This window comes from Streptomyces sp. NPDC056231, from assembly GCF_048270745.1.
Lineage (GTDB): Bacteria > Actinomycetota > Actinomycetes > Streptomycetales > Streptomycetaceae > Streptomyces.
In genome coordinates, this window is record NZ_JBLVKW010000027.1 from 25,752 (window position 1) to 50,354 (window position 24,603).

Consider the following 24,603-nt stretch of genomic DNA (forward strand, 5'->3'; position numbering starts at 1 on the left):
AGTCTTCCGGTGGACGGACAGCCTGATCGTCTCCTCTGCCGAACTGACCGGGTGACCCGTCTTGTTGGTATGGACGGCTGTTGGTGAGGGGTGAATAGCGCCTCGTGGATGTCGGAGCGGGGTGCGACACTCCGTTCGTGTCCGAAGGGACTCCCTTTGCCACAACGCACTGAAGGGCTAGAGTTCCCCGTTACGCCAGCGCTGGAATTCGTCGTCGAGCTGGTGCTGGTTGACCGCGCGGTCACGCGCAACCGCTAACCAGGCAGTGACGAGGACGTGGAAGGTCGCGAGTTCGGAGGTAGCCAGTGCCTCGTGGAGCACGAAGAATGCCAGGAGCCTGTCCGAGGCTGGCTCCCCGCGATCGCAGACCGGGCAAAGCACCGCCTCCCGAATACTGTCCACCTCTTTGGCATGGCCTGCGTCAGCCAGCACCTTGCAGGCGGACGTGTCAGCTGACGCAGGCTGCAGGTGGGGAGCGGACCCCCCGGTGCACGGGGGGCCGTCTTTCCAGGTATGCGGGAACCGGACCAGAAGCAGTCCCGGCCCTCCGCACCCTGCGCAGTCCGGTGGATCGGCAAGCCGCAGAACGATTCCGTCGTCCTCGTCTCTCACGCCACGCCCTGCCAGGCGTCAGGGCCAAAGGTGCCCTTGATGTCGGAGGCGACCGAGGTCGGGTCTACCAGGAATCCGAGCTCGTACAGGACGGTCTTCGTGGGCGTCTGGACTCGCATCCGTACCGGGCTCTCGCCCTTATGCGCAGTAAGGATGCGCTTCAGCTCAGAGACCGTACGCTCGTTGATCTTGTAGGCGGGGAAGGACAGCGTGACCGGTGGCCGGCCGCCGCTCTCCGCTGAGGACACGTCCAGCGCCTGAATCTCCTGTCCGAAGATACTGACTGCACCGTCACGGTCGTTGAGGCGTCCCTGGACGGAGACGACGGTGTCGGGGATCAGAGCGTGCTGGACGAGGGTGTAGACGGCTGGGAAGAAGAGGATCTCCATCTCGCCGTCACGGTCCGCGAGGTTGATGATCGCCCAGGGGTTGCCCTGCTTGGTCATCCGGCGGTCCACGCTGGTGATGAGGCCGGACAGCTGGACATTGCCTTCCGTACGGCCTGAGCCAAGGAGTTCGCTGATCGTGGTGTCCCGGTTGCGGGACAGGATGTGCTCGGTGCCGTCCAGCGGGTGTGCAGATACGTACAGCCCGAGCATCTCGCGCTCCGCGGCCAGCAACTGCTTGCGGGGCCACTCGCCGGCGTCGATGGGGAAGTCCAGGCCGAAGGCCGGCTCGTCGCTGTCACCACCGAGGTCGCCGAACAGATCGTCCTGCCCGATCGCGGCCTGCTTCTTCACCGGGATGATCGCGTCGATGGCGTCCTCGTGCACGGCTGACAGCCCCTTGCGGCTGTGCTCAAGCGAGTCGAAAGCGCCGGCCTTGATCAGTGATTCGACAGCCCGCTTGTTGAGGGCGCCGATGTCGGCCTTGTCGAGGAAGTCGGGGAAGGAGGTGTACTTGCCCTTGGACTTGCGGGAGCCCACCAGAGAGTCGATGACGCCTTCGCCGACGTTGCGCACCGAGCGGAGCCCGAACCGTACGTCGTTGCCGATGGCGGTGAAGTTGGCGACGGATTCGTTGATGTCCGGCTGGAGTACCTGGACTCCGAGCTTGCGGGCGTCGGCCAGGTAGATCGCTGCCTTGTCCTTGTCGTCCCCGACGGAGGTGAGGAGCGCGGCCATGTATTCGGCCGGGTAGTTCGCCTTCAGGTAGGCGGTCCAGTACGAGACGAGTCCGTATCCGGCGGTGTGGGACTTGTTGAACGCGTACCCGGAGAAGGGGAGCATGACGTCCCACAGTGCCTTGGTGGACTCCTCGGAATAGCCGTTCTTGTTCATCATGCCGTCGGAGAACTTGTCCCACTCCGCGGCCAGCACTTCGGGCTTCTTCTTCCCCATCGCTCGCCGCAGCAGGTCGGCGCCGCCCAGGGTGTACCCGGCGAGCTGCCGGGCGATGGCCATGATCTGCTCTTGGTAGATGAGTAGGTGGAAGGTGTTGCCGAGGATGCCTTCCAGGGCGTCCTTCAGTTCCGGGTGGATCGGCTCGATTTCCTGGCGGCCGGTCTTGCGGTGCGCGTAGTTCGTGTGCGCGTTCGCGGCCATGGGGCCGGGCCGGTAGAGGGCAAGGGCTGCCGCGATGTCCTCGAACCGGGAGGGCTCCATCAGCTTCAGCAGCGTCCGCATGCCGCCGCCGTCGAGCTGGAACACACCGAAGGTGTCGCCGCGCGCCAGGAGCTGGAAGGTCGTGGCGTCATCCAGCGGGATCTGCTGCGCACCGTCCGTCGGCATCGTGTCGGTGGTGATGTTGATGCCACGGTTTTCGCGGACGTTCTGCAGCGCATGGTCGATCACGCCCAGGTTCCGAAGCCCCAGGAAGTCCATCTTGACCAGCCCCATGTCCTCACAACTGGGGTAGTCAAAACCGGTGATCTTGACGCCGTCCTTGGCGCGCATGTGGAGCGGAATACGGTCAGTGAGACGTGTTTTCGACAGGATGACCGCGGCCGCGTGGACCCCGGTGTTACGGATCAGGCCCTCGACGCCCTTGGCGCCGTCGACGACCTTCTTGACGTCCGGCTCGTTCTCGTACAGCGCCCGGATCTCGCCGGCCTCCCCGTAGCGGGGGTGGCTCTCGTCGAAGATCCCGTTGATCGGGATGGACTTGCCCATCACATCCGGCGGCAGCGCCTTCGTGATCCGCTCACCGTGGCTGAACGGGTAGCCCAGGAGCCGCGACGTGTCCTTGATCGCGTTCTTGGCCTTGAGCTTGCCGAAGGTGTTCACCATGGCGGTGTACTCGTCGCCGTACTTGTCGACGACGTAGCGCACCATCCGGTCGCGGTGGCGGTCGTCGAAGTCGAGGTCGACATCAGGCGGGTTGATGCGCTCCGGGTTCAGGAACCGCTCGAAGAGCAGCCCGTGCTCCAGCGGGCACAGCTCGGTGATACGCGTGGCGTACGCGACGATCGAGCCGGTTGCCGATCCACGGCCAGGCCCGACGGGGATCTTCTGGTCACGGGCGTACTGGCAGATATCGGCGACGACGAGGAAGTAGCTGGAGAAGTTCATCGGGCCGATGACCTTCATCTCGGTCTCGAACCGCTCCAGGACCTCGGCCGGGATCGGGTCGCCGTAGCGCATGGCGAGGCCCTTGAGGCACTCCTTGCGAAGCCATGACTCCTGCGTCTCCCCCTCGGGGACACCGGGGAAGTTCGGCATCTCGTCGACGTTCTCGAACACCGATGCGTACGACTCGATGCGCTCCGCGATCAGGAGAGTGTTGTCGCAGGCCTGGGGGATCTCGGAGAACAGCTCCCGCATCTGGGCGGCGGTCTTGAGGTAGTAGCCGGTGCCGTTGAACCGGAACCGGTTCGGGTCGGCCTTGTCCTTGCCGACGCCGATGCACAGCAGGTTGTCGTGCGCGTCCGCGTGCTCTTCGAGAACGTAGTGCGCGTCGTTGGTGGCCAGCAGCGGGATGTCGAGATCTTTCGCCAGGCGCAGCAGGTCCCCGCGGACGTTGCGTTCCAGGTCCAGGCCGTGGTCCATCAGCTCCAGGAAGTAGTTCTCCTTCCCGAGGATGTCCTGGTACTGGCCGGCGATCTCCCGTGCCTCGTCGTACTGGTTCAGACGCAGGCGAGTCTGGATGGCGCCCGAGGGGCAGCCGGTCGTCCCGATGATCCCCTCGGCATGCTCGGAGATCAGTTCCATGTCCATGCGCGGCTTGCCGGCCGGGAATTGTCCCGTATACGACGCTTCCGTCGACATGTAGAACAGGTTCTGGAGTCCCTTGACGTTCTGCGCCCACATCGTCATGTGGGTGAAGCGGCCACCGCCACTGACGTCCTTTGAACCCTCACCGTCGTCCGACATCGCCCTGACACCGCCCGGGCCCCAGAACTCCTGTTTGCGGTTCCGGCGCGAGGACGGCGCGACATACGCCTCGATCCCGATGATCGGCTTGACGCTCTCGAAGCCCTTGGCAACCTGCTGGAACTCGTACGCCCCGAACATGTTGCCGTGGTCGCTCATCGCGATGGCGGGCATGCCCTGCCGCTCGACCTCCGCAAACATCGGCTTGAGGCGCTGGGCGCCGTCGAGCATCGAGTATTCGGTGTGATTGTGCAGGTGAACAAAGCTGTCAGCCACCGGGCAGGCACCTCCGGGGTGGATCGGGGAAGGCCTCACCCTAGCGCTCAGGGGACTCCGAAACCGTCTCGAAGACGGCCTTGAGAGAAGATCAAAAATGGGCCTAACGGTGACCTCGGCTTATGACGGAAAATAGCTCACGACTGCTCCCCGTGGTGCTCTGCCCGTTGCGTCAATGGGTTGACATAACGGATACGAGCGCTGCCACGTCTCCCTCAGTATCAAGGCCTGGGAGCGGGCCCAGTTGGGAGAGATCAGCACATGACCGTTGCGTCCACGTCCCGTTCCACCAGCAGGCCGCCGACGTCATCGAGGAAGAGGCCAACGCCGTCACCCTCGGCATCGGCCCCTACAGCGAGTTCGGCCCCCGCTAGGGACATCAGCTTCGGGTCGGGCATGACGTGCTGGCGCCGGCTGCCGGACTGGGACAAGGATCGTGCCGTCGGTGTCACCAGCTGCCGTGGCCGCCGTCCCCGTGCCCGCCGCCGTGGTGGCCGGTGCCGGGTGTGCCGCCCTCGGACCAACTGCCCGGGTCCAGGTCGTGGCCGAGGCTATGGCCGCCGGTGGTGAAGTCGGCGTAGAGGTCGCTGAGCTCGCTGACGAGTTGGCGGGTGAGGACGTCGGCGCCGGTGGTCAGTGCCGCAGCGAGTTCCGCGTCGGCTGCGGGGGCCGCTCCGGAGGTTGCGGGGGCGAGGCGGTCGGTTGCGGCGAGGGCAGCCAAACGGCGGCGGTCGGTGATGCCCCGCAGGGCTGGGTAGGCGGCACGGGCGAGGCCCGCAGCCTGGACGAGGGCGGCGAGGGTGAGGTCACGGTCGGCGGTGGAGATTACGGAGCCGGAGCGGACCACGCTGTCGAGACGGGCCAGCAGCGCCTGGCGGCGCGATAGGTCGACTGAGAGAATGTCGTGGCGGATACGGCCGCTGGGGTCGCGCCACCGGCGGACCCTGACCGCCTTCTGGTCCTCCAGCCGGGAGAGGTATTCGGTGGTGAGGGAGCGTGGTGTCCGGCGCAGCCAGTCCTTGAGGCTGGGTGGAGGAGCGGTTGCCCCCAGACTACGCAGGACGTTGTTCAGGCGGCGGTCCTCGACGCGCTGGGAGTCCATCACCTCGATCCGTCGGGGGCCGATGGTGATCCGTCCGGCCAGGCCCAGATCCGCCAACTCCGAGGCCCGCAGGACGAACCGGAGCCGGTCCTCGGCCCGCATCCGTATTCGCCGCCGGCCGGGGCGTATCGCGAGCAGAAGCAGTTCATCCCCCGTGGTCATGCGTGCCAGGGTATGCGCGTCTGTCCGTGTAGGGGAGTCCTCCGCGGACCCTCCGCGCCGGCTTCCGCTAGGAAGGCGAGGCCTTGAAACCCCTTGCGGCCTCGTGCACGACTCAGTAGGTTCATGTGGAGTCGTGTACGACTCTGGAGGGGTGATGGATCGAGAGGTACTGCGAGCCGCCGTCGTTGGTGCGCTTGCGGACGTTGAGGCCGTTCAGAAGAAGCTCACGGGGTTGCTTGCCGACATCGACGGCACGGCGTTCTCGGTGAACATCCCCCGGCAGGGGCTCTGGACGCGAGAGCAGGTCAGTCTGCTGTGGGGGCGAGTCCAGCACCTGGCAGGGGTACGTGCCCTGTTCGAAGTCGCTGTCGAGCGCGCCGGCGCGACTGTCACGTTTACCGAAGTCCTTGAGCGCTCAGGGCTCGATGAACGTCAGCAACGCAACGAACATGCACGCCTGAGCCGTGTTGCAGCGGAGCTGTTCGGGGAGAAGCGGTGGCCGATCGAGAACTGGCAGGGCAGCTACAACGGCAACAGTGGCAAGTCCGAGATGCTCTACCGGATGGATCCCCAGGTTGCTGACTGGTGGCGTGGTCTGACGAGCTGACCTTGGGTCTGGGCTCTGTGTGGGTCTGTACGGCCCCGTTGTCGCCCCTCACCTCGTGGGGCGGCTGAACGACACATGAGGAGAAGTGAATGACCAACCATGCCAAGCCTCCGGCCGACCCCTACCAGGACGTGCCAACGACCGTGGTCTTCGACGAGTTCTCGGAGACGGCCACCACGCTCACCGGCCTCTACAACGGCCGCTCGAAAAGGGCAGCGACCGCCGAGGAGCGTGAGGAGTGGTGGGACAAGGTGATGGCGCTGCGCGACGCGCGCCGTGCCGTACCGGCCCACGATCGGGATCAGCTCATCGCGCACATCGCCCGGTGGACGCGGGAGATCGAGGAGCTGGAGTCGCCCGAGCGTGGCTGAGGCGAGCAAGTACTTCCTGACCGAGGAGCAGCTGCGGGCCGAGTTCGACCTTACGGTCCAGCGCTATGTCTTCGATGGATACCAGCCTCAGCCGGACCAGCCGGTCCTGGTGCTTCTTGGCGCTCAGCCGGCGGCCGGCAAGTCGCAGGCGATGCAGGCAACTCAGCGGGCCTACGAGGGTGCCGACCTGGTGCCGCTGACCGGTGATGAACTTCGTTCTCTTCACCCCCGGTACGACGAGCTGCGCCGAGAGGGGCCGCAGACGTTCGAGACCGGCACCGCACAGGCTTCCGGCCCCTGGGTGCGCATGAGCATCGACTACGCGCTCAAGAACCGCTACAGCCTGGTACTCGAAGGCGTCTTCCGCGATCCGGCCATGACGATCAGCACGGCCGAACGTTTTGCGGCCGCCGGATTCCGGGTGGAAATCGTTGCCCTCGGCGTGCGGGAGGAACGCAGCCGCCTTGATGCGCTGCACCGGTTCCTCACTCCCGGCACCGGACTGCCCGGCCGGTGGACGCCTCCAGAACTGCAGGACCTGTCGTACCGAATGATGCCGGAGACCGTGGCCGCGGCAGAGGCGAGTGCGATAGTTCAACGGATCACCATCACGAACCGCACAGGCGCAGACCTCTACGTCAATGAACGCTCCCCCGACGGTCGGTGGAGGTCAGCCCCGGCAGCGGTCCAGGCCCTCCAGAGTGAGCGGGCTCGTCCGCTGCCGGCCACCGAAGCGCAGAGCTGGCTCAGCCGCTACCAGCAGGTCATTGTCACCTTCGCCGGGGAGGGCCGGGTGGACGAAGCGAGCGGCGGAGTTCTCCAGCGGCTGACCGCAGACGCCGACGCCGTCGTGGCCATGGCCTACCCTGACCCGCGCAGCCCCTCCCGGTCCGCGCACGAAGCAGCCCAGCGACTGTTGCGCGGGCTCGCGTCCGGCCCCCTGCCCGCAGGCCAGCCACTGCCTCTGTCGTTCCAGACTGACGAAGAGATCGCTCAGCGGCGCCTGCATCTGACCGCAGCCGTTCAGTCTGCCGAGGGCGCTGCCCAGCGGGCAGAGGGCCAAATGGGCAGCCTCGTCCAGCGGCTCACAGACCAGGGGGCTCCACCCGAGAGGGTGAACCGGGCACGCACCTCCTTGCATGAAGATCAAGAGCACGCCCGGCAGAGAGGTACCAAGCTCCGGCACCAGCTGTCTCAAGTCAGTGCAGAGCAAGAAAGGCGTCGCCAGCTCCCCTCGGCGCACCAGCAGGTCGAGTCGGGTATCCGCGCCCAGGTGCACGCCGCTCACCCAGTGCTGGCACAGCAGCCGCACCGTCAATCAGCAACTGGTCCCCGGCTCGACGGCCCGCAACACCCCGGACCACGCCGGGGACTCAGCCAATAGCGGCCCCACTGAGCCAGGAGCAACGGCCCGGACCGGCAGAGCGGGATACATCAAGCCGAGTGCAGTTATGGCATGCACAATCCACGCCATGCAGCGCGGCCCGCCGGTTCGGGCTGTTCCGGTTCGTCAGCTGCGCCACTGCCGTGGACCTGGCGAGATGGCCGGACCGGTCAAGGCCGGCTGCTGCACTGGGCGGTACTGAGCAGTCTGCGGTGCCCGGGCGGCGCGTTGACGGGCCCGTTCAGCGGCTTCGGCCTGCCGCTGGTCGGGCGGCAGATGCTGGCGCCGGGTGAGTTCGGCTTCGGCCTTCTCGTGCTGGTCATGCAGCCGGATCACCTGGGCGTGGGCGCGGGCAGCCTGCGCCTGGGTATACGCCCGGTCCTCCTGGACGGCGATGCGTGCCCGGTCGGCCAGCTCGGGCGGGACGCCCTGCTCGGCCAGGAGACGCAGGACGTCCGGTGACTCCTGCAGCGGCTGCGCGAGGCGTCGGGCGGCGTCCTTCGCTCGCAGGAGCCGGGCCTCCCGCTCCAGGATCTCTGGTTCCGTCATCAGCCGTAGCAGCGGTGCTTCGAGCTTCACCGCCTCCACCACCGTGCCTGTGGGCTCTTCCGGCGTGCTCAACGCGGTCTCCTTCGGTACTCAGTGGGATCACGGGCTCAGGCCGAGAGTCGGGGTGCTCCCGGCCGGGCGACCGGGCCGGGGGTCGCCACCGCGGGGCGCGGAGCGCTCTGCTGGACGGCTGCGGCCGGGGTGGCGGGGCCGGTGAGGCCCGGTGGGAGGGTCGCCGCGAGCCGGCCGCCGTGGTGTTCGGCGAGATCGGCCACTGTCTGCAGGGCGGCGAGGTCGGCTGGGTTGAACCGGCCTGGCTGGGCCTGGGCCCGTTCCACGATTCCCTGCGCGTGCTCGGCGACCGCGCTGTAGGGCCCGGCCGCCGGCCCGGGACCGCCGGGCAGCTCTGAGGACGGCAGCTGCTGCCATGCCTCGCGGAACTCCGCTACCCGGCGGTGCGTGGAAGCGCCGAACTCCTTGCCCATGTCGGTGCCCGCCCAGTCCTGGAAGGCCTGGGCAATCTCGCGGGAGGCCTCCACCGCGTCGTCCCGCGTGGCGTACGGGAGCGGGGCGTTGGACCGCAGGGTGCTGCGCAGTTGTCGGATCTCGGCGGCATTCTGGTCTTGGGCGGCGGCCACGGTGGCGGCATCGGGCCGTTCGTCGCGCGGACTGCTGTAGGCCAGGGCCGTGTCGGAGACCTTGAGCAGCGCTTCGGCGGTCGGCAGGTCCGGGCGCTTGGCCCCGCTGCGCAGCCGGTCGGCCCCGGCCTGCGCCCAGCGGGCGATGGTCTCGCAGGAGCGGGCGGAGACTGTCCGCCAGAACCCCTGGACGCGCGCGTCGTCGGCCAGCCGCTCGAAGTAGGGGCCGGCCTTCTCCTTGATGACGTCCCACAGATGGGCGGCAGCGCCGCGGACGGTCTGCAGCTGCTGCCACTGCGGCGAGTCCTTGAGCGCCGGAGCATGACGATCGGCTTCCTGCAGGGCGGTGTTGACCGCGGCGGCCGCCTGTCGGGCGTCGGTCGCACTGGCAGAGGCTGCGGCTGCGGGCGCGACCTGTGAGCCGAGCACGGTGCGCCGCCACTGCTGTTCCAGGGTGCGCAGGTCGTTGTCGACGGCGGTGCGCAGGTCCTGGGCGGTCCCCAGGTCGGGCGGGACGATGTCGGCCCAGGCCTCCTCCACCCGCTCGAACGCCTCAGGCAGGCCCACCGGCTCGATGAGGTCGGCGGCCCACAGGTCCGCGGGGTCGTAGGCGTTTCCTGGATCGGTGCTGCCGGCTTCCGAGGAAACAGCGACCGGTGCGGGCGGGACCACGGGTACCTGCGTCGGGTTCGGGGCGCCAGTGGGGGTCTTCAGCTTCCATGTCGGGGCGCCGTAGCCGTCGTACAGAACCCCGTCGCGTGCGGTCCACCCCGCCCCGTCGGGGAGGTCGTTGCCGGTCCACAGCGGGAGCTCGCGCTGTGCCTCGGGTGTCGCCGCCTCGGCATTCGTCCGCACCCGCTCCTCCAACGGGGCTGGTGACGCCGCTGGCGGAGCAGGGACGGGCGGCTGGCTGACCCGGGAGGCCTCGGCGGCCGACCGGACGGAGTCGGCGGCCGTTGCCGTGGACGGATCGGCGGTGGGTGTGGCCATGGGGGCTTCCTCCGTACGGTCGGATGTCGTGGGCGGGAGCGGGGGCTCCGGGGCAGGGGCTGGCAAGGGCGGCTCGCCGGTCTCTGGGACGTCGTCGCGCTGCTGGTCGCTCTCGTTGGATGCCGATGCGGGTCGTGCCGTGACAACCGGGTCGGCGCTCTCCACCCGGCCTGCCGCGGAGGTCTCATTCTCGGCAGCTCCCGAGGCATCGGCATCGCTGGCCGGCTCCTCGGACGGGTCTGGTGCTGCCGCGGGTGGGCGTAGTTCTGAGGGTTGAGGTGCCGGTGCCGCTGCTCGCTGCGCGTCCTCAGTAACCAGGGCTTCCAGGTACTCCTCGCGCAGGGTGCGCGCCGCGTCGGCTCCGTGTCCCAGCCACTCTTCCAATGAAAAGTACGGACCGGGCACCCGGCCGGTACGGGCGTATTCCTCCTGGTCGCGTTGCAGGTCCCCCGCCGGTCCCAGCGGATCCGGGTGCTGGTCTGCTGGCTGCGCCGTGGGGCTTTCCTCTGACGGCACAAGGCTGGTCCGCGGGACGCGGCGCTCTTGCTGGTCCGGATCGGCTGCGGGATTCGGCTCGGTCCGCACTCTCGGGGCGGTTGTCTCTTCAGGTGTCGGCACGTTCGTCGGGTCTGCTGCTGATCCGGTCCCGGCGTTCGGTGGAGATGCAAGGCCGCTCTTTTCACCGGCTTCGTTCCCGGACGGAGGCGTTGCTGGCGCAGGTCGTGTGCGGGGCTGGCTCGGTTGTTCCTTGGCGACGGCCGACGGCGAAGGATGGTCGGGCTCATTGCTGACGGCGGGGGCGAACAGGCCGAGCTGGCCGGCCTTAGCGTCTGGCGCGATCTCCGGCTCAGGCCTCGCGTCAGCCACGGTCTCGGACTCAGCTGGGGATGGTCCTGTTGACGCGTAACTCGTGGCCGCTTGCACGTCGTTCTGGAGGCTGTGCTCGGCGGCGATGCGCTGGGCCAGGTCGTCGATCTCGGAACGCAGGGCTGCCAGTTCCTCGGGTACCTCTACCTCGTCCGACGGCTGTTCGGCTCCGCCACTGATGCGTTCAGCGAGCTCGGACTCCTTTTCGTTGAGGATCACGAGCTTGCCAAGCAGTAGTTCCTCACGTTCTTTGGACCGGGCGAGGGCACGGTAGGGGTTGTCGTCCTTGCTCTGCAGGTTGCCGGTGATCTCCACGCTGCGGGCATGTTGCCGCTGGAGCTCCTGAGCAAGGGTGTCGGTGTCGCGTTCCAGGCGGTTGAGGAAGTTCTCCAGGGCCTGGACGGCGCCGCGGCCGCTGTCCTCGGTGACCTTTGCGGTCGGCCACTGGGCGCGGTCGTCGCGGTGCCCGTCCGGAACGACGTGCCCCCAGCCGAATCTGAGTTTCAGCTGGCGGGCGCCCTTGTGGTCGAAAGAGATCTCGGCGTGGAAGTCGAGTGCGCCGAGGGTGCCGACGGGAATGCGCTCTCCGGGCCGGAGGGACTGGTCGCGGGCGAGGCCGGCCATGCGGGCGCCGAGGGCGGCACCGGCTTCGTCCTTCTTGCGGTAGGTGGTCTCTCCGATCTTCATGGCAAAGGCGTCACCGGTGGTGGGTCTGCGTTGGGGCAGGGCGGCACGCATCGCTTCGAGGGCGGGTTCAGCGCGCCTGATGAAGTCACGTGCTCCGCCGATCTGCATGGCGCGTTTGTCCTGTGCCCGGTCCCAGGCTCGGGCCAGGCCGGTGAGTCGCACGCGTTCGGCAGCTGCTTCGGCGTGCTGGAGAACGGCCGGGTCTCCGGAGGCGAGCGCGGTGAGCAGACCGAGGTTCATGGCATCGGCGCTGATGTCCTCGATCTCGCGCTCCGCGAAGTTCCGGCGCTGGATCTGCCCGATGAACTTGGCCTTGCGGGCCAGGGTGTTGAGACGGAACTCGTCGAAGGTCCGTTCGGTGACGTAGTAGAGGATCCGTACGTCGTCGGGTGTGCCCGGGATTGCGGGAACGTTCAGGTTGCCCTGGCGTTCGATGCGGCCGTCACGTTGGGCCATGTCGGCGGGGCGCCACGGATAGGACAAGTGGTGCAGGGCCACCGCCCGTGCCTGGACGTTCGTGCCGGTGCCCATCTTCTGGGTGGAGCCGATGAGGACGGCGACTTTTCCGGCCCGGCAGTCGGCGAACAGCGTCTCTTTCTTCTGGTCGGTGTGGGCCTCGTGGATGAAGCGGACCTGTTCGCGCGGGATTCCCTGGTCAGTGAGCTGGTCGCGCAGGTCGGCGTAGAGGTTCATGCCGTGCTTGGCGCCGCCGCCGGGTGTCCCCTCGTCCAGGAAGACCAGCTGCAGTCCGCCCGGGGTCTCCTGCGGGGTGGGGTCGTCCTTGGACACGGGATAGACGGTGTCCTTGGTCTCCTCCCATACCTCGACGATCTTCTCGGCGGCGTAGGAGAGTTTGCTGCCTTCCTCTTCCTGGCCGCCGACCAAGCGCATGTCCAGGGAGGCCCGCAGCCCCTCGCCGAGGGCCTTGAGGATCCCGCCTGGCTTGTTGATCCACGGTGCGTTCTTGAGGGATTTGATGAACTCGCGCTGGGCGCGGGTGGCGGGGATGAGGACCGTTTCGCCGCGCTGGCCTTCCTTCTCTTCCCGCACCGCTGGTGTGGGAAGTTTCAGGTCCTCGGCCATCTGTACGTCGGCGAAGGTTCGGTAGCCGCTCATCAGCTCGGGCACGTTGAAGAACCGGGAGAAGCGTGCCTTGTAGCGGTAGCCGCCTCCCTTGGGGTCGGGCTCCAGTGCTGAGACGACTTCGCCGAAGTTCGCTGCCCAGTTGTCGAACGCCGCAACGTCCAGGCGGTCCAGCAGGTCCGGCGCGAGGTAGCGCATCAGGACGTACGCCTCGGTGACGGAGTTGGCTACCGGGGTTCCCGTGGCCAGCGTCGCCACCCGGCCGCTGCCGGTGTGCTCGCGCAGGTGGTCCAGGACCATGTGCAGTTTGGTTGCCTTGGCCGAGCCTTCGATCTCCGCTCCGGGGATCGCGGAGATGGTGCGCAGGTTCTTGTATTCGTGGGCTTCGTCGAAGAACAGGTAGTCGACGCCGGTGTCCTCGAAGGTGACTCCGCCGTCCTCGGTGGCCTTGTCCATCTGCTGATTGAGGCGGGCGGTGGCGTTGGCAAGGGCGGTTTCCACTTGTTTGACCGTGCGGGAGTCCATGCCCGCCTCGGCGGCCAGGTCGATCTGGGCCCGCAGCTGCGAGATCTCGGTGTCCATGTAGTGCTGGATGGTCTGAGGGCGCAGCGGCATCCGGTTGAACGCCTCGTGCGTGAGGATCACTGCGTCCCAGTCGCCGCTTGCCATCCGGGCGAGGAACTTCGCCCGTCGGCTGCGTCCCAGGTCGCTGGCGCTGATCGCCAGGATGTTTGCGTTGGGGTAGAGCTGGCGGAACTCCCGGCCGAACTGCTTGAGCATGTGGTTGGGCACGACGATGCCGGGTTTCGAGGCCAGGCCGGTGCGGCGCAGTTCCATTGCGCCGCCCACCATGGTGGCTGTCTTTCCGGCGCCGACGACGTGCGCGAGCAGTGCCGTGGGCTCGGACAGGATCCGGCGGATGGCCGCGTTCTGGTGGGGCCGCATCCCCCAGTCGGTCACCACCCCTGGCAGGGTGAGCGGCGCCTGGTCGTGTTCGGGCAGGACCAGGTTGTTGAACCGCTCGTTGTAGATACCGGCGAGCCTCTGGGCGCGGCTCTCGTCGGTCCACACCCAGTCCTCGAACGCCTCGGCCAGCAGCCGGGCTTTCTCCCGGGCTGCGTCGGTGGCCTCCTGGTCGACGTGGACGTGCCCTTCGTCGTCCCTCCAGGCGATGCGGATGGTGGATTCCGTCTGCCGCAGCAGGGCCTCGAAGAGCTGGCGGGTGCTGCGTTCCTCGGTGCCCCACTCGGATCGGGCGAGGTCGCCGTTGTGGGCCCCCTTGACCTCCCACACCGTGCCGCCGGCGTGCGCGACGGAGGCGTCGGTGAAGCCGAGCTCTTTGAGGAAGTCGTTATAGACGTCGATGGGGATCCAGGTGGCACCGGTCTTCGCCTTGATTTCGGACGGGGCGAGATCGGCGGGCTGGATCTGCTCGAGGGCCGCGACGTTCCCGGCGTAGGAGAGGTCCTCGGCGGCCGCGGCCCGGGCGGTCTTCAGCTTGTGCCGGACGTCTCCGGACAGATAGCGGTGCCGGGGCTCCCATGCACCGTTGCGGTCCGGGTCGCGGAACGCGAGGTGGCCGATGCGCTGAACGGCGGTTTCCTCGTCCACGCCCAGCAGCCTGGCGACGCGGGAGATGTGCAGGTCGCCGCCGTCGTGTTCCAGAGCCAGGGTGACGGCGTCTTCGGGAGTTTCGGCGTGCTCGGACAGCAGCCGCGGTTCCAGCACACGGGCGTGCAGCACCTTCTGCTCGGTGGCCTTCTTGGTGGCGTCGTCCCACTCCTCCAGGCCGAACAGCAGGGCGGCTTCGGGGTCGTCGTCGATGTAGGCGAAGGCCGTGTGGTGTTTCCAGTGGGCGGGGACGCTGGCGAGCCCCTGGGCCTGTGCTTGTTCGGCCGCGCCCTTGGGGGTGAAGGTCCGTGCCTGGCGGGGCTTGGCGAGCGAGGCGTTCTTCTTGCGGTACACCCGGTAGGCGGTGCGTAGCTCGGTGCGCATCCCGTTTAGTTCCTCGGTCTCGCCGATGCCGGCGGTGGCCGCCTCGGCGTCGTAGAGGGCGCGTACCTGCTGCTTGAGGCCGACCAGCTGGATGAGCTTGTCGCGCTGTTCGGGGTGGACTTCCAGTGGGATGAAGTAGCCGGCCTCGGCGATGGTGATCGCGCCGGTCTCGTCGACCCGCAGGGCCCCGTCGGGAGCATTCCGTGCTGGGATGAGCTGCGGCCGTGGCGCGGTGAGCTCGGCGGGCACGGTACGGCCCTGTTCGCGGGCGGTGTCGGTAATGGACCGGGCAGCCTCGCGCAGAAGACCGGCCACCTGGTCGGCCGGGCCGGTCACGGTGATCTCGGGCCCGTACTGACCGAGGCGTGCGCGCAGGTCACCGAGCACGTGCTCGGGGTGGGCGTCGAAGTAGGCGTTGACGTGCAAGGGTTCGTCGCGGCCGGGCAGGACCCGCTCCACCGAATGCAGCCAGCTGTCGTCGCCGGGCGCCTCCGTGTCTGGGCGCCGCCGCAGGAACAGCACGTCGGTGACCACGTCGGTGCCCGCGGCCGCACGGTGAGTGCGGGCGGGGAGACGGGCGGCGCCCAGCAGATCGCCCAGCTCGTACAGGCGCCGGCGGGCGGTGTCGTCCTGGGAGTCGAGGGTGTAGCGGGAGGTGACCAGGGCGACAACGCCGCCCGGGCGGACCGCCGTCAGCGCTTTGAGGACGGCCAGGTCGTGAATGGAGAACTCACGGTTCGGGCTGAGCTGGGCGTCGTAGGGCTTGAAGCTGCCGAAGGGGACGTTGCCGACGGCTGCGGCGAAGTACGCGTCGGGGAGTCGCAGGTCCTCCAGTGCACTGTTGGTGATCTCGGCGTCGGGATACAGGTACTGGGAAAGGCCTGCGGTGACGGGGTCCAGTTCCACCCCGGTCATGTGCACGGGGACGGTGGTGTCCTGTGGGGCATGGCCGATGAAGTTGCCCGAACCGCTGCCGGGTTCCAGGACAGCTCCGCCGTCGAACCCGAGGTCTCGTACCGCGCCCCAGATGGTCTGGACGAGGGCGGCGTCGGTGTAGAACGCGGTGACGGTGTTGAGGCGGGCGGAATCCCACTCCGCAGGTGTCAGCAGTTCGCGGACGCGCCCGCGGGTCTCGGCGAGTGACTCCCACCGGGCCAGGGCCCGCTCGTGCTCGTCGTCGGAGTCGTAGGCGGGCCGGGCCGGCCGGGCGTTGAAGATGGCGGGCAGCGCGCCCCATCCCGACCAGCGGGCCAGAACCTGCTGTTCTTCCCGGGTGGCGGGTCGGTCGGCCTCCTGCAGGTTGCGCAGCAGTTCCAGGGCTGCCACGTTGGCCCGGGCGCGGTCTGTCTGTCCGGCGGGCGCGAGATCGGTCTGCGCGGAGGGCCGGAAGCGCGGCAGCGCTACATCTCGCGGTGCTCGGTCCCCTCCTCCTTGGGCAGGTAGATCTCCTCCGCGTAGATGATCTCCGTCGCCTGAGCCCGTACCGCCATCCGCTGTCGGGCCCGCTGTCCCGCCGGTACCTGCTCCAGCAGATCGTCCGTCAGCTCGCCCACCCGCTCCGTCACCCGCAGCCCCAGGACGTAGAAGAACTCCAGCTGCTTCTGAGAGTCGCCCAGCTCCTGCAGCGCCTGCGGCCGGTACGTCGTCCAGTACTCCAAGGCCAACTTCGCGTGTCGGTCCAACTGCATGTGCGGAGGTCTCCTCTGCTGGACGGTTCTCTGTCACTACATCCTCCCAAGCCCTCGCTTCGCTGGCGCCGAAGGGATCTGGGCCTACAGCGGCGCGTCCAGTTCGGCGGTGCGCCGGGCCAGTTCGGCTGCGGCCGGGTGCGCGGCCGCGGCAGTAGTGGTGTCGGCTGTGACCAGGTACACCTCGAAGGCCTCGGCGGCGCCGGGCGGTGGCGGCACCAGCGGCGGCGGGTCCTGGTGGCGGCCGCTGGCGCAGGCGGCCAGCTGCAGGCGGGGCGTGAAGTTGTGGAGGGTGTTGATCCAGTCGGCCTCGGCGAGCTCCCGCCCGGCCGCCTGCTCGCCTGCATAAGTACGCAGCCAGCCGGCGTACAGGGCGGTCAGGTGCTCGACGACGGGCGGATGGCGGTACCAGCAGGGCGGGATGTTGTTGTGGAGCTCGAAAGTGGGACGTAGCCAGTCGACCCAGATCGCGAGTTCACGCATCCGGGCACGCCGCTCGGGCGGGTCCATCGCCGCCCACACCCATCGCTGAGGCTCCTGTTCGGCAGTGGCCGGTGGTGTCGGCCACAGGGAGGCGGGGTTGTCGAGGGCGTCAGACACGGGTGCCGGCCTTCCCGGGTGCGGCGGGTTTGGTGAAGCTGACCGTCCCCGTCGGAGGAAGGGGGGCGGTCAGCAGCTTCTTGAGGTCCTTGTCGCGGAAGGTGAGCCGCATCTTGACCTTGATCGGGGGCTGGTTGGAGTACTGGGCGATCGCGGTGAAGTCGGGCAGCTGCTGGAGGGAGTGGACCGGGGCGAGGTCGGTCTCGGTGGCGGAGGTGTTGGTGGAGTACTCGCCGCGGGAGCGGCCGTGGGAGGTACGCATGACTTCGGTGCGTCCGTACAGGCCGGAGAAGTAGCGCAGGGTCTCCAGGTCGCCGCAGCCGGGCAGCAGCATCCGCAGGCCGCTCGCGGAGAGCACGGTGTTGGCCTTCTGCGTGCCGAGCCGGTCGCGGAGCTGGGACAGGTCGTGCCACACCGTCAGGACGTCGATGCCCATGCCGCGGCCGGTGGTCAGGATGTTCGGCAGCCTCGGGTAGCGGAGCATGTTGCCGGCCTCGTCGACCATGACGCCCAGCGACGGGTCCAAGGGCTTTCCGGTGGTGTTGTAGCGGACTTCGGCGCCGTGGATGATCGACGCGATGATCGAGGTCAGCAGCGGTGCGAAGCGTTCGGCGTCGGCTTCGGACGCGATGAGGCAGACGGTGCCGTTCTGCTCCAGAAGCTCCTCGACGGTGAAGTCGGTGCCCGCGCACGTTTCGCGGACTTCTTCGTCGGCGTAGACGCGAGCCAGCACGTTGAGACTGAACTGGATGCTGCCGATGCCGTCCTCGTGGAGGCGCAGCCACGGGGAGGCGTAGTCCTCGGCTGCTTCGGTGTAGCCATGCTGCAGCAGGACGGCGCGGACGTGGTCGACGGCGTCCTTGCCCAGGCCCAGCCAGCGGCGCATCGCGCTCACGCCGCCGCCGGAGAGGTTCGCCGCGAGCAGGACGCCCTTGAGGACGCTCTTGGCCTGGTCGATCCAGGGGGCGGCGCGCTTGTCATCGCCGGAAGAGGATGCCTCTGCCATCCACGCAGCCATCCGGTCGGCGGCCTTGGCGTCGGTGCAGTAGTCCACCGGGGACCACTTCTGTGTGGTGCGGCCGGGGATTCCCGCGGGAGCAATCACCCACACCGGGCCGAAGTGCCGGCGGCGGGCGTAGATGATGTCCAGGTCGGCGGCCTTGGTGGTCGTCACGACCAGGGGGCCCTGCCACTCGGCGGCGTTCGGCAGCACCAGTCCTGTCGTCTTCGACGACCCGGGCACCCCGAACACCGTGGCACTGATGTTGGGCTGGGCGGCCACGATCTTCTTGGTCCGCATCCCGCGCCCGGCGGTGATCCGGTTGGCGCGCCTGACCGGGTCCTGGGGTGCGGAGAGTTTCCGTTCCACCTTCGCCCCGCCCCACTGGGCGCCGCCGGTACGGCCGCTGCGGTCAAGGAGGCTGACGGCTTTGACGGCCAGGGCGAGGACGGCGACGACCAGGAGGACAGCGAGCAGGTAGAACAGCCAGGCCGGCGGGGCCGGGTCGTAGGCGGCACCTGGGCCGCGTACGAGGGCGGTGAGAACGGTCGCCGGGACGCTGTCGGTACGCGTCGCCCACCCATGCCCGGACAGCAGGGAGGCGAGCGGTGCGGCCAGAAGCACAGCGCCCCCGACCGCGACCAGGGCGCCCGCACCGTAGGCGGCAAGCAGGGTGTTGTCGTCCATACCCGCGGTGGACGGGCCGCCGCTCTTCTCCGTCGCCATCATGCCCCTACTGTCTTGGGTTCGTTCTGGTCAGAGTCGTTCCGATGACCTGGGAGGCCAGGTCGGACAGAGTTCACTCGAAGGCGCGAAGAATCCGCCGTTTCGCCGAGAATCCCAAAGCCTCGGCGATATCTCTGACGGGATCCGGTGCCCCGAAGCGGGACATCCACCCAGTGGGTTCCGCTCGCTCGACGCTTCAGAAATGACGAACTCACGGGCTTACACGACCATCCGCTCGTCGGTCTCGAACAGCTTCTGCTCGGTGTGGGAGAGGACGAGCTGGACGGCGTGGGAGCCGCCGCCGCGGCCTACCTTCCACAGGGCGCGGCCGCGTTGGCCGGCGCCCCAGGAGCCGATCAGGTCGCATTCGGCGTCGGTGAGTCCGATCGCCTCGCGGGTGATCTGTAGCGGGCGGGTGTCCTGGGCGAGTTGGATGCGGGTCTCGCAGGAGGAGATGAGGTCCTTGGCGATCGCCACGGCCTCCGAGCCGGCCGCGCCGACGCTCTCGAAGTCGGACAGGCGGTGGGTGGCGAGGATCTGGATGGTGCCGGTCGCCCGGGAGAGCCTGAGGTCGGCGTCGATCTTGCGGACCATGGCCGCACCGCCACTGCGCATCTGGCGCCACAGTTCGTCCCGTACGACGACCCACGGGCGCTGGCCGGGCCGGTCGATCGCCGCCTGTGCCCAGGAGGAGACACAGGACAGCACCATGGCGACCGTCTCGTCGCCGTACTGCTCCAGGGCGGAGATGTCGACAGACTGGATGGGGGCCTGCCAGTCCAGGCCGATGGATGTCTCCTGGTCGAAGAGCCCTCCCAGATGGCCGTTGACCATGGAGCCGAGTGCCGAGCGGATGGTGGCCATCTGCTCGCGGGCCCGCTGCACTTCCCCGTCGCGGACCCGGAGTTCCCGAGCCATCGCGTCCGTGGGGTCGCGCAGCTTGTCGTAGACCAGCGGCAGAGTGGGCACCGCGAGCCGGGTCTGTCCGTACAGCTCGCCGGTGACCTCCCGCACCGCGACGTCCAGGGCCTCTTCCTCCTGTGACTGCAGAGTCCGCTTGAGCTGGAGCTCCAGCAGGGCCTTGAGGAGGGTCAGTCGGCGCCGGTGGATCTCCTGGAGGCGGCTGCGGAGTTCGGCCGAGTCCGTGATCCGGTCCAGGCCCGCGCCGAGGGGGCCGGCGTCCAGCGGGTTGAGGCGGCCGGGCAGGCCGGGGCCGAGCCGGACCGGCTCGACTCCCAGGTGGCGGCACAGCCCTTCGTACTCGCCCTTCACGTCGCCCGCGATCAGGGTGCGGTGGCCGAACGCCATCAGCCGGAAGCACAGGGCCTTGATGTGGGCACTCTTACCGGACCCGGGGATGCCGGTGATCATGACGTTGGGGTTGGTGCACAGTCCTTCGCGGACCCAGACCGCCGGATGGGCGGAGAACGCCTGTGTGGTCAGGGTGTTGTGGCCGATGTAAGCCCCGACCGGCGGCAGCGCCCCGGCGTGCAGGAACGGGTACGCGCCGGCCGCGTTCCCGGTGTCGGCGCGCACCACCTCCGTGCGGGGCAGGGACGCGGACCGTCCCGCGTACGGGTGCGCCCACCCCTTGCGCGGGGCGATCCGCATCACTGTGTCGGCGTCTTCGAGACGACGGGCCGCGCGCTGTTCGGCCGCCGTCGGTCCGGCCTGAGCGGGGACGAACGCCGTGTTGATGCCGGTGGCCTCGCCGATCCCCGCGGCGGTCAGCAGGGTGTCGTCACCGGCACGGCGGCGGGTGAACAGGCCCATCAGAATCCCGTCCGTCGGTCGGGCAGTCCCTGGCCGAGCGGGAGCGCGCCTGCGGCGAACCCGACGTCCTGGGCGCCCCACATGCGCCGCAGTTCCAGGCCGGCCGCTGCGGCGTCGGCCTGCATCTCCGCGCAGGCCGTCTCCAGCTCCTCCAGATCGGTGACGGTCACCGACAGCACCGCGGTCATCCGCACCACGCCCTGGCCGGACGCGCGGGCCATGTCCTGGGCGCGGGCGAGGTTGACCTCGCGGCGCTCGTCCTCGCTCTCGTCCCGGCCTGTCTTGGCCCGCAAGTACCGGGCCGAGGACCGCTTGCTCTTCTCCTTCGCAAGCTCCTGGCGGGCCCGGCGCGGGCCGAGCGGCTCGTAGACCAGACTCATCGAGCGCCGGGCATTGCGCCTCGGACGCAGCAGCGGCTGCAGGAACGTCGCGTACACCTGGGCCTGCGGCCAGGTCCGCACCTGGTAGGTGACCGTCCAGGCTCCGTCGTGGCGGTAGGTGCCCCATCCGGTCTCGGCGGCCGCGGGCCCGGCGAGGTTCGGGTCGACGCCTTCTTCGGTGCCTTCCCATCCGGGTGTCCGGGCGGCGGCGTTGGCGTTGGCGAGTGCGACCTGGGCGTCGGGGTCGTACGCGGTGCGCACGGTCTGGGCCAGCCCCCGCGGGGAGAGCCATTCGACGACCTGCAGGCTCGCGGTGCTCAGTGCTCCGCCGAGTGCGTGGAGCTCGCGTACCAGGACGGCGGCGGCGCCGACCTGGCCGCCGCCGGCGCCCTTGATAGCGAGACGGGCCCGGGCCGCCGACAGGGTGATGGACAGGTACGTCTCCCGCGAGGTCGCCGCAGGACCGGCCCCTTCCATCACATCGGCCAGCGCGCTCACCGCGGCCGGCGGGGCGTCGGCGGTGATGTGCTGCGCGGTCCATGACCGCAGGGCGGCCCCGTCGTCGGGCAGGCACCGCTGGTGTACGGACAGGCGGGTGATGGGCGAGTCCTCGGTGCAGAACGTGCGCATCAGCGCGGCCCAGGAGGAGACCCGGGCCGCCTGCTTGTCGCTGTCCACCAGCGCCAGGCCGGGGAACGAGACGCGGGCAACGGCGGTGTACGTACCGGCCACCGGGTCGTGCGCGACACCGAGAAACCCTCCCAGACCGTCGGGTGCCTCCAGAATGCGGAGCCGGGCCAGGGTGCCGGGCAGGTCCATCGGCTGGTGCCCGGTGCGGGCGGATCGGGGGGCGAACGGCCCGCTGAAGAAGATGTTCTGTTTTCTTGCCACGGCGATCTGATGCCTTACTGCCAGAAGGATCCATTCATCGGCGCTCAGCCCGCTCACCCGCCCGAAGGCAAGCAGAAGCAGCAGCAGAGCCAGCGGCACACACACAGCAGCCGCAGCCCAGCTGGACAGGTTGACGGGGGTGAGCAACAACGCGCAGGCCACGGCAACCAGGGCAAACCCGGGCCCGGAAAGCCGCCCCATGAAGCCGGACTTCTCCGACTGCCATCCGCTGTAGGTGACGGGTTGTGTCATCGGCTATCCCTGAGTCGGAGGGCTGGGAGGCTGCACCGGCTGCCGTGGGATCTGTATCGAGGGGCTGTCCTCGGCTTCCTGCGGCTGTCCGACGGGGGCGGAATGGCGCCGCTGCGCGATGACGACGTGACGACCGCCGGCCGCCCCGTGGTCGAGACCGGCGTGGCCCGCCGTGCTCGCCATGCCGGACTCCAGCGTGTCCTTGCCCGCGGCGAGGACCTGCAGGGGCAGGCCGACCGTGCCCATGACCCGGGATCCGAAGGTCCGCCCGCCCGCGCTCCCGCTGCCGCCCGCGGTGCTACTGCCCGTGCTCTGCATGGCATTGGAGCCGCTGGTGGCGGTCTGGGCGGTGTCCTGTTCCAGGGCGCGGGTGTAGGCGCTGCCGCCGCCGACCGCCCCGGCTCCGCCCATCTCAGGCCGGTAGCCGCCGGAGATCGATGCGGCGGACGAGCCGATCGAGCTCATCAGCCCGGAAGCGATCGCACTGCCGCCGCCGACAGTGGAGAACGTCATGAACTTCGCCAGGACGGGCCATGCGAAGCAGGCCAGGATAAAGATGACAAGACCGACGAACATGTTCTGCACGCCGTCGCCCTCGGACATAGCACCGAACCCGATCGCGAAGCAGAGCACGATCATCGGCTTCATCAGGATCAGTGCGATCAGCGCGTTGCGGGCCTTGGGCCACCATTCCTGGGTGGAGTCGGACAGCTGCCCGGCCAGAACCACGGGCATGGTCGCCACGAGGATCATGATTCCGGCCTGCCGCAGCAGCACTTCGATCCACAGCGCGGCAATCGCCAGGATACACACGACGCCGACCACGATGATCACGCCGACCGCCGCGGCCGCCACGCTCTCACCGGTGATGAGTGCCGTGCCCACGGTCGCCGCGCCGCCTCCGCCGGTAATCAGCCCGCCGAACAGGGTGCCCAGCTGCTGCTGCATCGCCTTGGTCGCATCGCCCGCGCCCGAGCCGCCGCCGTGGAAGCTGTAGTTGATGATCCAGGTGGAAATGGCATCCGACCAGGTCAGAGCCGTCTGCGTGGCGATCACGTAGACCGACGAAATGATCCCCCACTTCGCCAGACCCGTCACGGCGGTCGCCGCAGGCTCACCCCGCTGACTGATCGCCACCTTCCCGAACTGCAGCAGCAACAAGAAGGTCGCGACCAGCAGGGAAAGGACCGTCATGATCCCCTTCGGCTTACCGATACCGACCTTGGACAAGTCGATGGTCGACGACTCGTTGAAGACCTTCGCGAACTCCTCCAGCAGCCACACCACAGCCTTGCCGATGTAGCGGGCAGCCTCCTTCAGAGCGTTCGAGGCCATCTCCGAGATCTTCCCGCCCACCCACGTGAACGGGGTCTTCGCCTTGGGCGGGTACTTGTACGAGGCGTCCTGCTTGCAGTCCTCGAAGGCTCCGCCCTTGTCGATGCAGGCGGTGATGAACTTGTTCAGCTTCTCGTAGTTCGGGTCGTCGGACTTGTCCTTGTAGTCCTTGCGCCACTTCTCCAAGCGCCGCTTCTCGTACGCCAGGCGCTCTTCTTTGCTGCAGTTGGCGGCGCCATGTCCGTCGGCGCCTTCACAGATGTCACCGGTCACACCCGGGTTAGGGATCTCCCCCGCATCGGCCGGGCTGCAGTCGTCGTCCTTGTACAGCAGGCAGTAGTGGTTCTTGCTGTCCAGGCCGACGTCGGCGTCCCATTCTTTGGGTGGAGGTTTGGGGGGGCCGTAGTCTTTGTGCGTCGCAAACGGGTCGTCCGCAGCGCGGGCATCATGTGCGCCTAGCCCGCCGAGGCTGAAGCAGAACAGCAGCGTCAGCAGCAGGGTCAGAGCGCGCGCGGTTCGTGTGACGTGGTCAGTCCGCATGCCGTACCTGCACCCACCCGTCCCGGCTGGCGTATGGCGAGTCCGGGTCGTAGGCGACGGGGAAGGACCGCTTTTGCCAGTACTGAGGTTCGTTGGTGAGTTTCCACGCTCCGTTCTGCCACTTGACGATCAGGTCGGCTGTGTCGCCCTTGATCGGATCGTCGTCAGTTGCTTTCTCGGGCGTGGTTGCGTAGCGATCGAAGGACATCCACACCTGTACTACGTCACCCCGGGTCGCACCTGGCAGTGTGATGGATGTCGGACGCGCGGCTTCGACGGTGGTGCTGATGGTGAGACCAGCGGGCGTACCTCCGGAGGTCGGGAGATTGGCGGCCTCGCGTCCTTTGCGGATCTCGGAGATCTGCTCGTCGATGTAGCCGGTGGCGTCAGGTGAGACAACGGCCTCTAGCTGTTGACGGGCCTTCTGATCATCCAGCCAGGCGTACTCCTCCCAGAAGTAAACCGCAGCTGAGACGGCGCCCCGGGCGGTGTGGGGGAAGCCGGTCGAGACGCCGTCCTTTTGGCCAGTGGGTACGGAGAGAAGCAGCTTGTCCTTCTTCTCCGGCGTCATCGCCTGCCCATTCGAATCTGCGCCAGAGCCGGACGGGCCTGGTTTCGCGGTAGCCGTGGGGCCTGCCGTTCCCTTCGCTGAATCGTCGTTTCCGAGCAGGGAGTAGGCCGCGACGCCGCCGGCGGCCAGTCCTGCGGCGGCGAGTACGGCGAGCCCGGCGAGCGTGAGTTTGGCCTTTCGCGCGCTGCGATCGTGGGTGTCCATGTGTCGCCG

The 24,603-nt window shown here is 68.4% G+C and carries 16 protein-coding genes; 3 read left to right on the forward strand and 13 right to left on the reverse strand.

The window, feature by feature from the left end; translation table 11 throughout:
* Nucleotides 1-177: 177 nt before the first annotated feature.
* The 4 genes from ACNPQM_RS21435 to ACNPQM_RS21450 all read right to left on the reverse strand — a co-directional run bounded on the left by ACNPQM_RS21435 (nucleotide 178) and on the right by ACNPQM_RS21450 (nucleotide 5,463).
* Nucleotides 178-612, reverse strand: coding sequence for a DUF6300 family protein (locus tag ACNPQM_RS21435; RefSeq protein WP_418085310.1), 435 nt, complete (start codon nucleotides 610-612; stop codon nucleotides 178-180).
* On the reverse strand, nucleotides 609-4,199 hold the full coding sequence (gene dnaE / locus ACNPQM_RS21440; RefSeq protein ID WP_418085311.1) for a DNA polymerase III subunit alpha: 3,591 nt from the start codon (nucleotides 4,197-4,199) through the stop codon (nucleotides 609-611). Before dnaE ends, ACNPQM_RS21435 begins: the two co-directional genes overlap by 4 nt.
* Before the next feature lie 254 nt (nucleotides 4,200-4,453).
* Nucleotides 4,454-4,630 (reverse strand): hypothetical protein, encoded by a 177-nt coding sequence (locus ACNPQM_RS21445; protein WP_418085312.1) that lies wholly within the window; start codon nucleotides 4,628-4,630, stop codon nucleotides 4,454-4,456.
* A gap of 17 nt (nucleotides 4,631-4,647) precedes the next feature.
* The gene (locus ACNPQM_RS21450; protein WP_418085313.1) at nucleotides 4,648-5,463 is read right to left on the reverse strand and encodes a GOLPH3/VPS74 family protein; all 816 of its coding nucleotides are present in this window, start codon (nucleotides 5,461-5,463) and stop codon (nucleotides 4,648-4,650) included.
* A gap of 154 nt (nucleotides 5,464-5,617) precedes the next feature.
* Here ACNPQM_RS21450 and ACNPQM_RS21455 point away from each other — a divergent pair, with 154 nt between their 5' ends.
* The 3 genes from ACNPQM_RS21455 to ACNPQM_RS21465 all read left to right on the forward strand — a co-directional run bounded on the left by ACNPQM_RS21455 (nucleotide 5,618) and on the right by ACNPQM_RS21465 (nucleotide 7,825).
* Nucleotides 5,618-6,070: a hypothetical protein gene (locus ACNPQM_RS21455; protein WP_418085314.1), complete on the forward strand. Its 453-nt coding sequence runs from the start codon at nucleotides 5,618-5,620 to the stop codon at nucleotides 6,068-6,070.
* 89 nt (nucleotides 6,071-6,159) lie between these two features.
* Nucleotides 6,160-6,441 carry a hypothetical protein gene (locus tag ACNPQM_RS21460; RefSeq protein ID WP_418085315.1) on the forward strand — a complete coding sequence of 94 codons (282 nt, stop codon included), beginning with the start codon at nucleotides 6,160-6,162 and terminating at the stop codon, nucleotides 6,439-6,441.
* The gene (locus tag ACNPQM_RS21465) at nucleotides 6,434-7,825 is read left to right on the forward strand and encodes a zeta toxin family protein (RefSeq protein WP_418085316.1); all 1,392 of its coding nucleotides are present in this window, start codon (nucleotides 6,434-6,436) and stop codon (nucleotides 7,823-7,825) included. Before ACNPQM_RS21460 ends, ACNPQM_RS21465 begins: the two co-directional genes overlap by 8 nt.
* Nucleotides 7,826-7,951: 126 nt before the next feature.
* On the opposite strand, the gene ACNPQM_RS21470 is transcribed toward ACNPQM_RS21465, so the two are convergent.
* The 9 genes from ACNPQM_RS21470 to ACNPQM_RS21510 all read right to left on the reverse strand — a co-directional run bounded on the left by ACNPQM_RS21470 (nucleotide 7,952) and on the right by ACNPQM_RS21510 (nucleotide 24,594).
* Nucleotides 7,952-8,446 carry a hypothetical protein gene (locus tag ACNPQM_RS21470; RefSeq protein WP_418085317.1) on the reverse strand — a complete coding sequence of 165 codons (495 nt, stop codon included), beginning with the start codon at nucleotides 8,444-8,446 and terminating at the stop codon, nucleotides 7,952-7,954.
* A 35-nt stretch (nucleotides 8,447-8,481) separates the two neighbouring features.
* Nucleotides 8,482-15,960 (reverse strand): DEAD/DEAH box helicase family protein, encoded by a 7,479-nt coding sequence (locus ACNPQM_RS21475; RefSeq protein WP_418085318.1) that lies wholly within the window; start codon nucleotides 15,958-15,960, stop codon nucleotides 8,482-8,484.
* Nucleotides 15,961-16,034: 74 nt separating this feature from the next.
* Complete coding sequence (locus tag ACNPQM_RS21480; RefSeq protein WP_418085319.1) at nucleotides 16,035-16,322, reverse strand: hypothetical protein; 288 nt, start codon at nucleotides 16,320-16,322, stop codon at nucleotides 16,035-16,037.
* A gap of 84 nt (nucleotides 16,323-16,406) precedes the next feature.
* Nucleotides 16,407-16,922 carry a hypothetical protein gene (locus tag ACNPQM_RS21485; protein ID WP_418085320.1) on the reverse strand — a complete coding sequence of 172 codons (516 nt, stop codon included), beginning with the start codon at nucleotides 16,920-16,922 and terminating at the stop codon, nucleotides 16,407-16,409.
* Nucleotides 16,915-18,651, reverse strand: coding sequence for a type IV secretory system conjugative DNA transfer family protein (locus tag ACNPQM_RS21490; RefSeq protein WP_418085321.1), 1,737 nt, complete (start codon nucleotides 18,649-18,651; stop codon nucleotides 16,915-16,917). Before ACNPQM_RS21490 ends, ACNPQM_RS21485 begins: the two co-directional genes overlap by 8 nt.
* Before the next feature lie 216 nt (nucleotides 18,652-18,867).
* Nucleotides 18,868-20,421, reverse strand: coding sequence for a type VI secretion protein (locus tag ACNPQM_RS21495; RefSeq protein ID WP_418085322.1), 1,554 nt, complete (start codon nucleotides 20,419-20,421; stop codon nucleotides 18,868-18,870).
* Entirely contained in the window at nucleotides 20,421-21,944 is a 1,524-nt protein-coding gene (locus ACNPQM_RS21500; protein ID WP_418085323.1) for an SCO6880 family protein, read from the reverse strand. Before ACNPQM_RS21500 ends, ACNPQM_RS21495 begins: the two co-directional genes overlap by 1 nt.
* Before the next feature lie 3 nt (nucleotides 21,945-21,947).
* Nucleotides 21,948-23,819, reverse strand: coding sequence for a hypothetical protein (locus ACNPQM_RS21505; protein WP_418085324.1), 1,872 nt, complete (start codon nucleotides 23,817-23,819; stop codon nucleotides 21,948-21,950).
* Nucleotides 23,809-24,594, reverse strand: a complete 786-nt coding sequence (locus tag ACNPQM_RS21510; protein WP_418085325.1) for a hypothetical protein — start codon at nucleotides 24,592-24,594, stop codon at nucleotides 23,809-23,811. Before ACNPQM_RS21510 ends, ACNPQM_RS21505 begins: the two co-directional genes overlap by 11 nt.
* Between the last annotated feature and the right edge of the window lie 9 nt (nucleotides 24,595-24,603).

What these genes read in the sequence shown, in the direction of transcription:
- ACNPQM_RS21450 (WP_418085313.1), bottom strand. Translation starts at nt 5,463, where the DNA reads ATGACCACGGGGGATGAACTGCTTCTGCTCGCGATACGCCCCGGCCGG.
- ACNPQM_RS21455 (WP_418085314.1), top strand. Translation starts at nt 5,618, where the DNA reads ATGGATCGAGAGGTACTGCGAGCCGCCGTCGTTGGTGCGCTTGCGGAC.
- ACNPQM_RS21460 (WP_418085315.1), top strand. Translation starts at nt 6,160, where the DNA reads ATGACCAACCATGCCAAGCCTCCGGCCGACCCCTACCAGGACGTGCCA.
- ACNPQM_RS21480 (WP_418085319.1), bottom strand. Translation starts at nt 16,322, where the DNA reads ATGCAGTTGGACCGACACGCGAAGTTGGCCTTGGAGTACTGGACGACG.
- ACNPQM_RS21490 (WP_418085321.1), bottom strand. Translation starts at nt 18,651, where the DNA reads ATGATGGCGACGGAGAAGAGCGGCGGCCCGTCCACCGCGGGTATGGAC.
- ACNPQM_RS21495 (WP_418085322.1), bottom strand. Translation starts at nt 20,421, where the DNA reads ATGGGCCTGTTCACCCGCCGCCGTGCCGGTGACGACACCCTGCTGACC.
- ACNPQM_RS21500 (WP_418085323.1), bottom strand. Translation starts at nt 21,944, where the DNA reads ATGACACAACCCGTCACCTACAGCGGATGGCAGTCGGAGAAGTCCGGC.
- ACNPQM_RS21505 (WP_418085324.1), bottom strand. Translation starts at nt 23,819, where the DNA reads ATGCGGACTGACCACGTCACACGAACCGCGCGCGCTCTGACCCTGCTG.
- ACNPQM_RS21510 (WP_418085325.1), bottom strand. Translation starts at nt 24,594, where the DNA reads ATGGACACCCACGATCGCAGCGCGCGAAAGGCCAAACTCACGCTCGCC.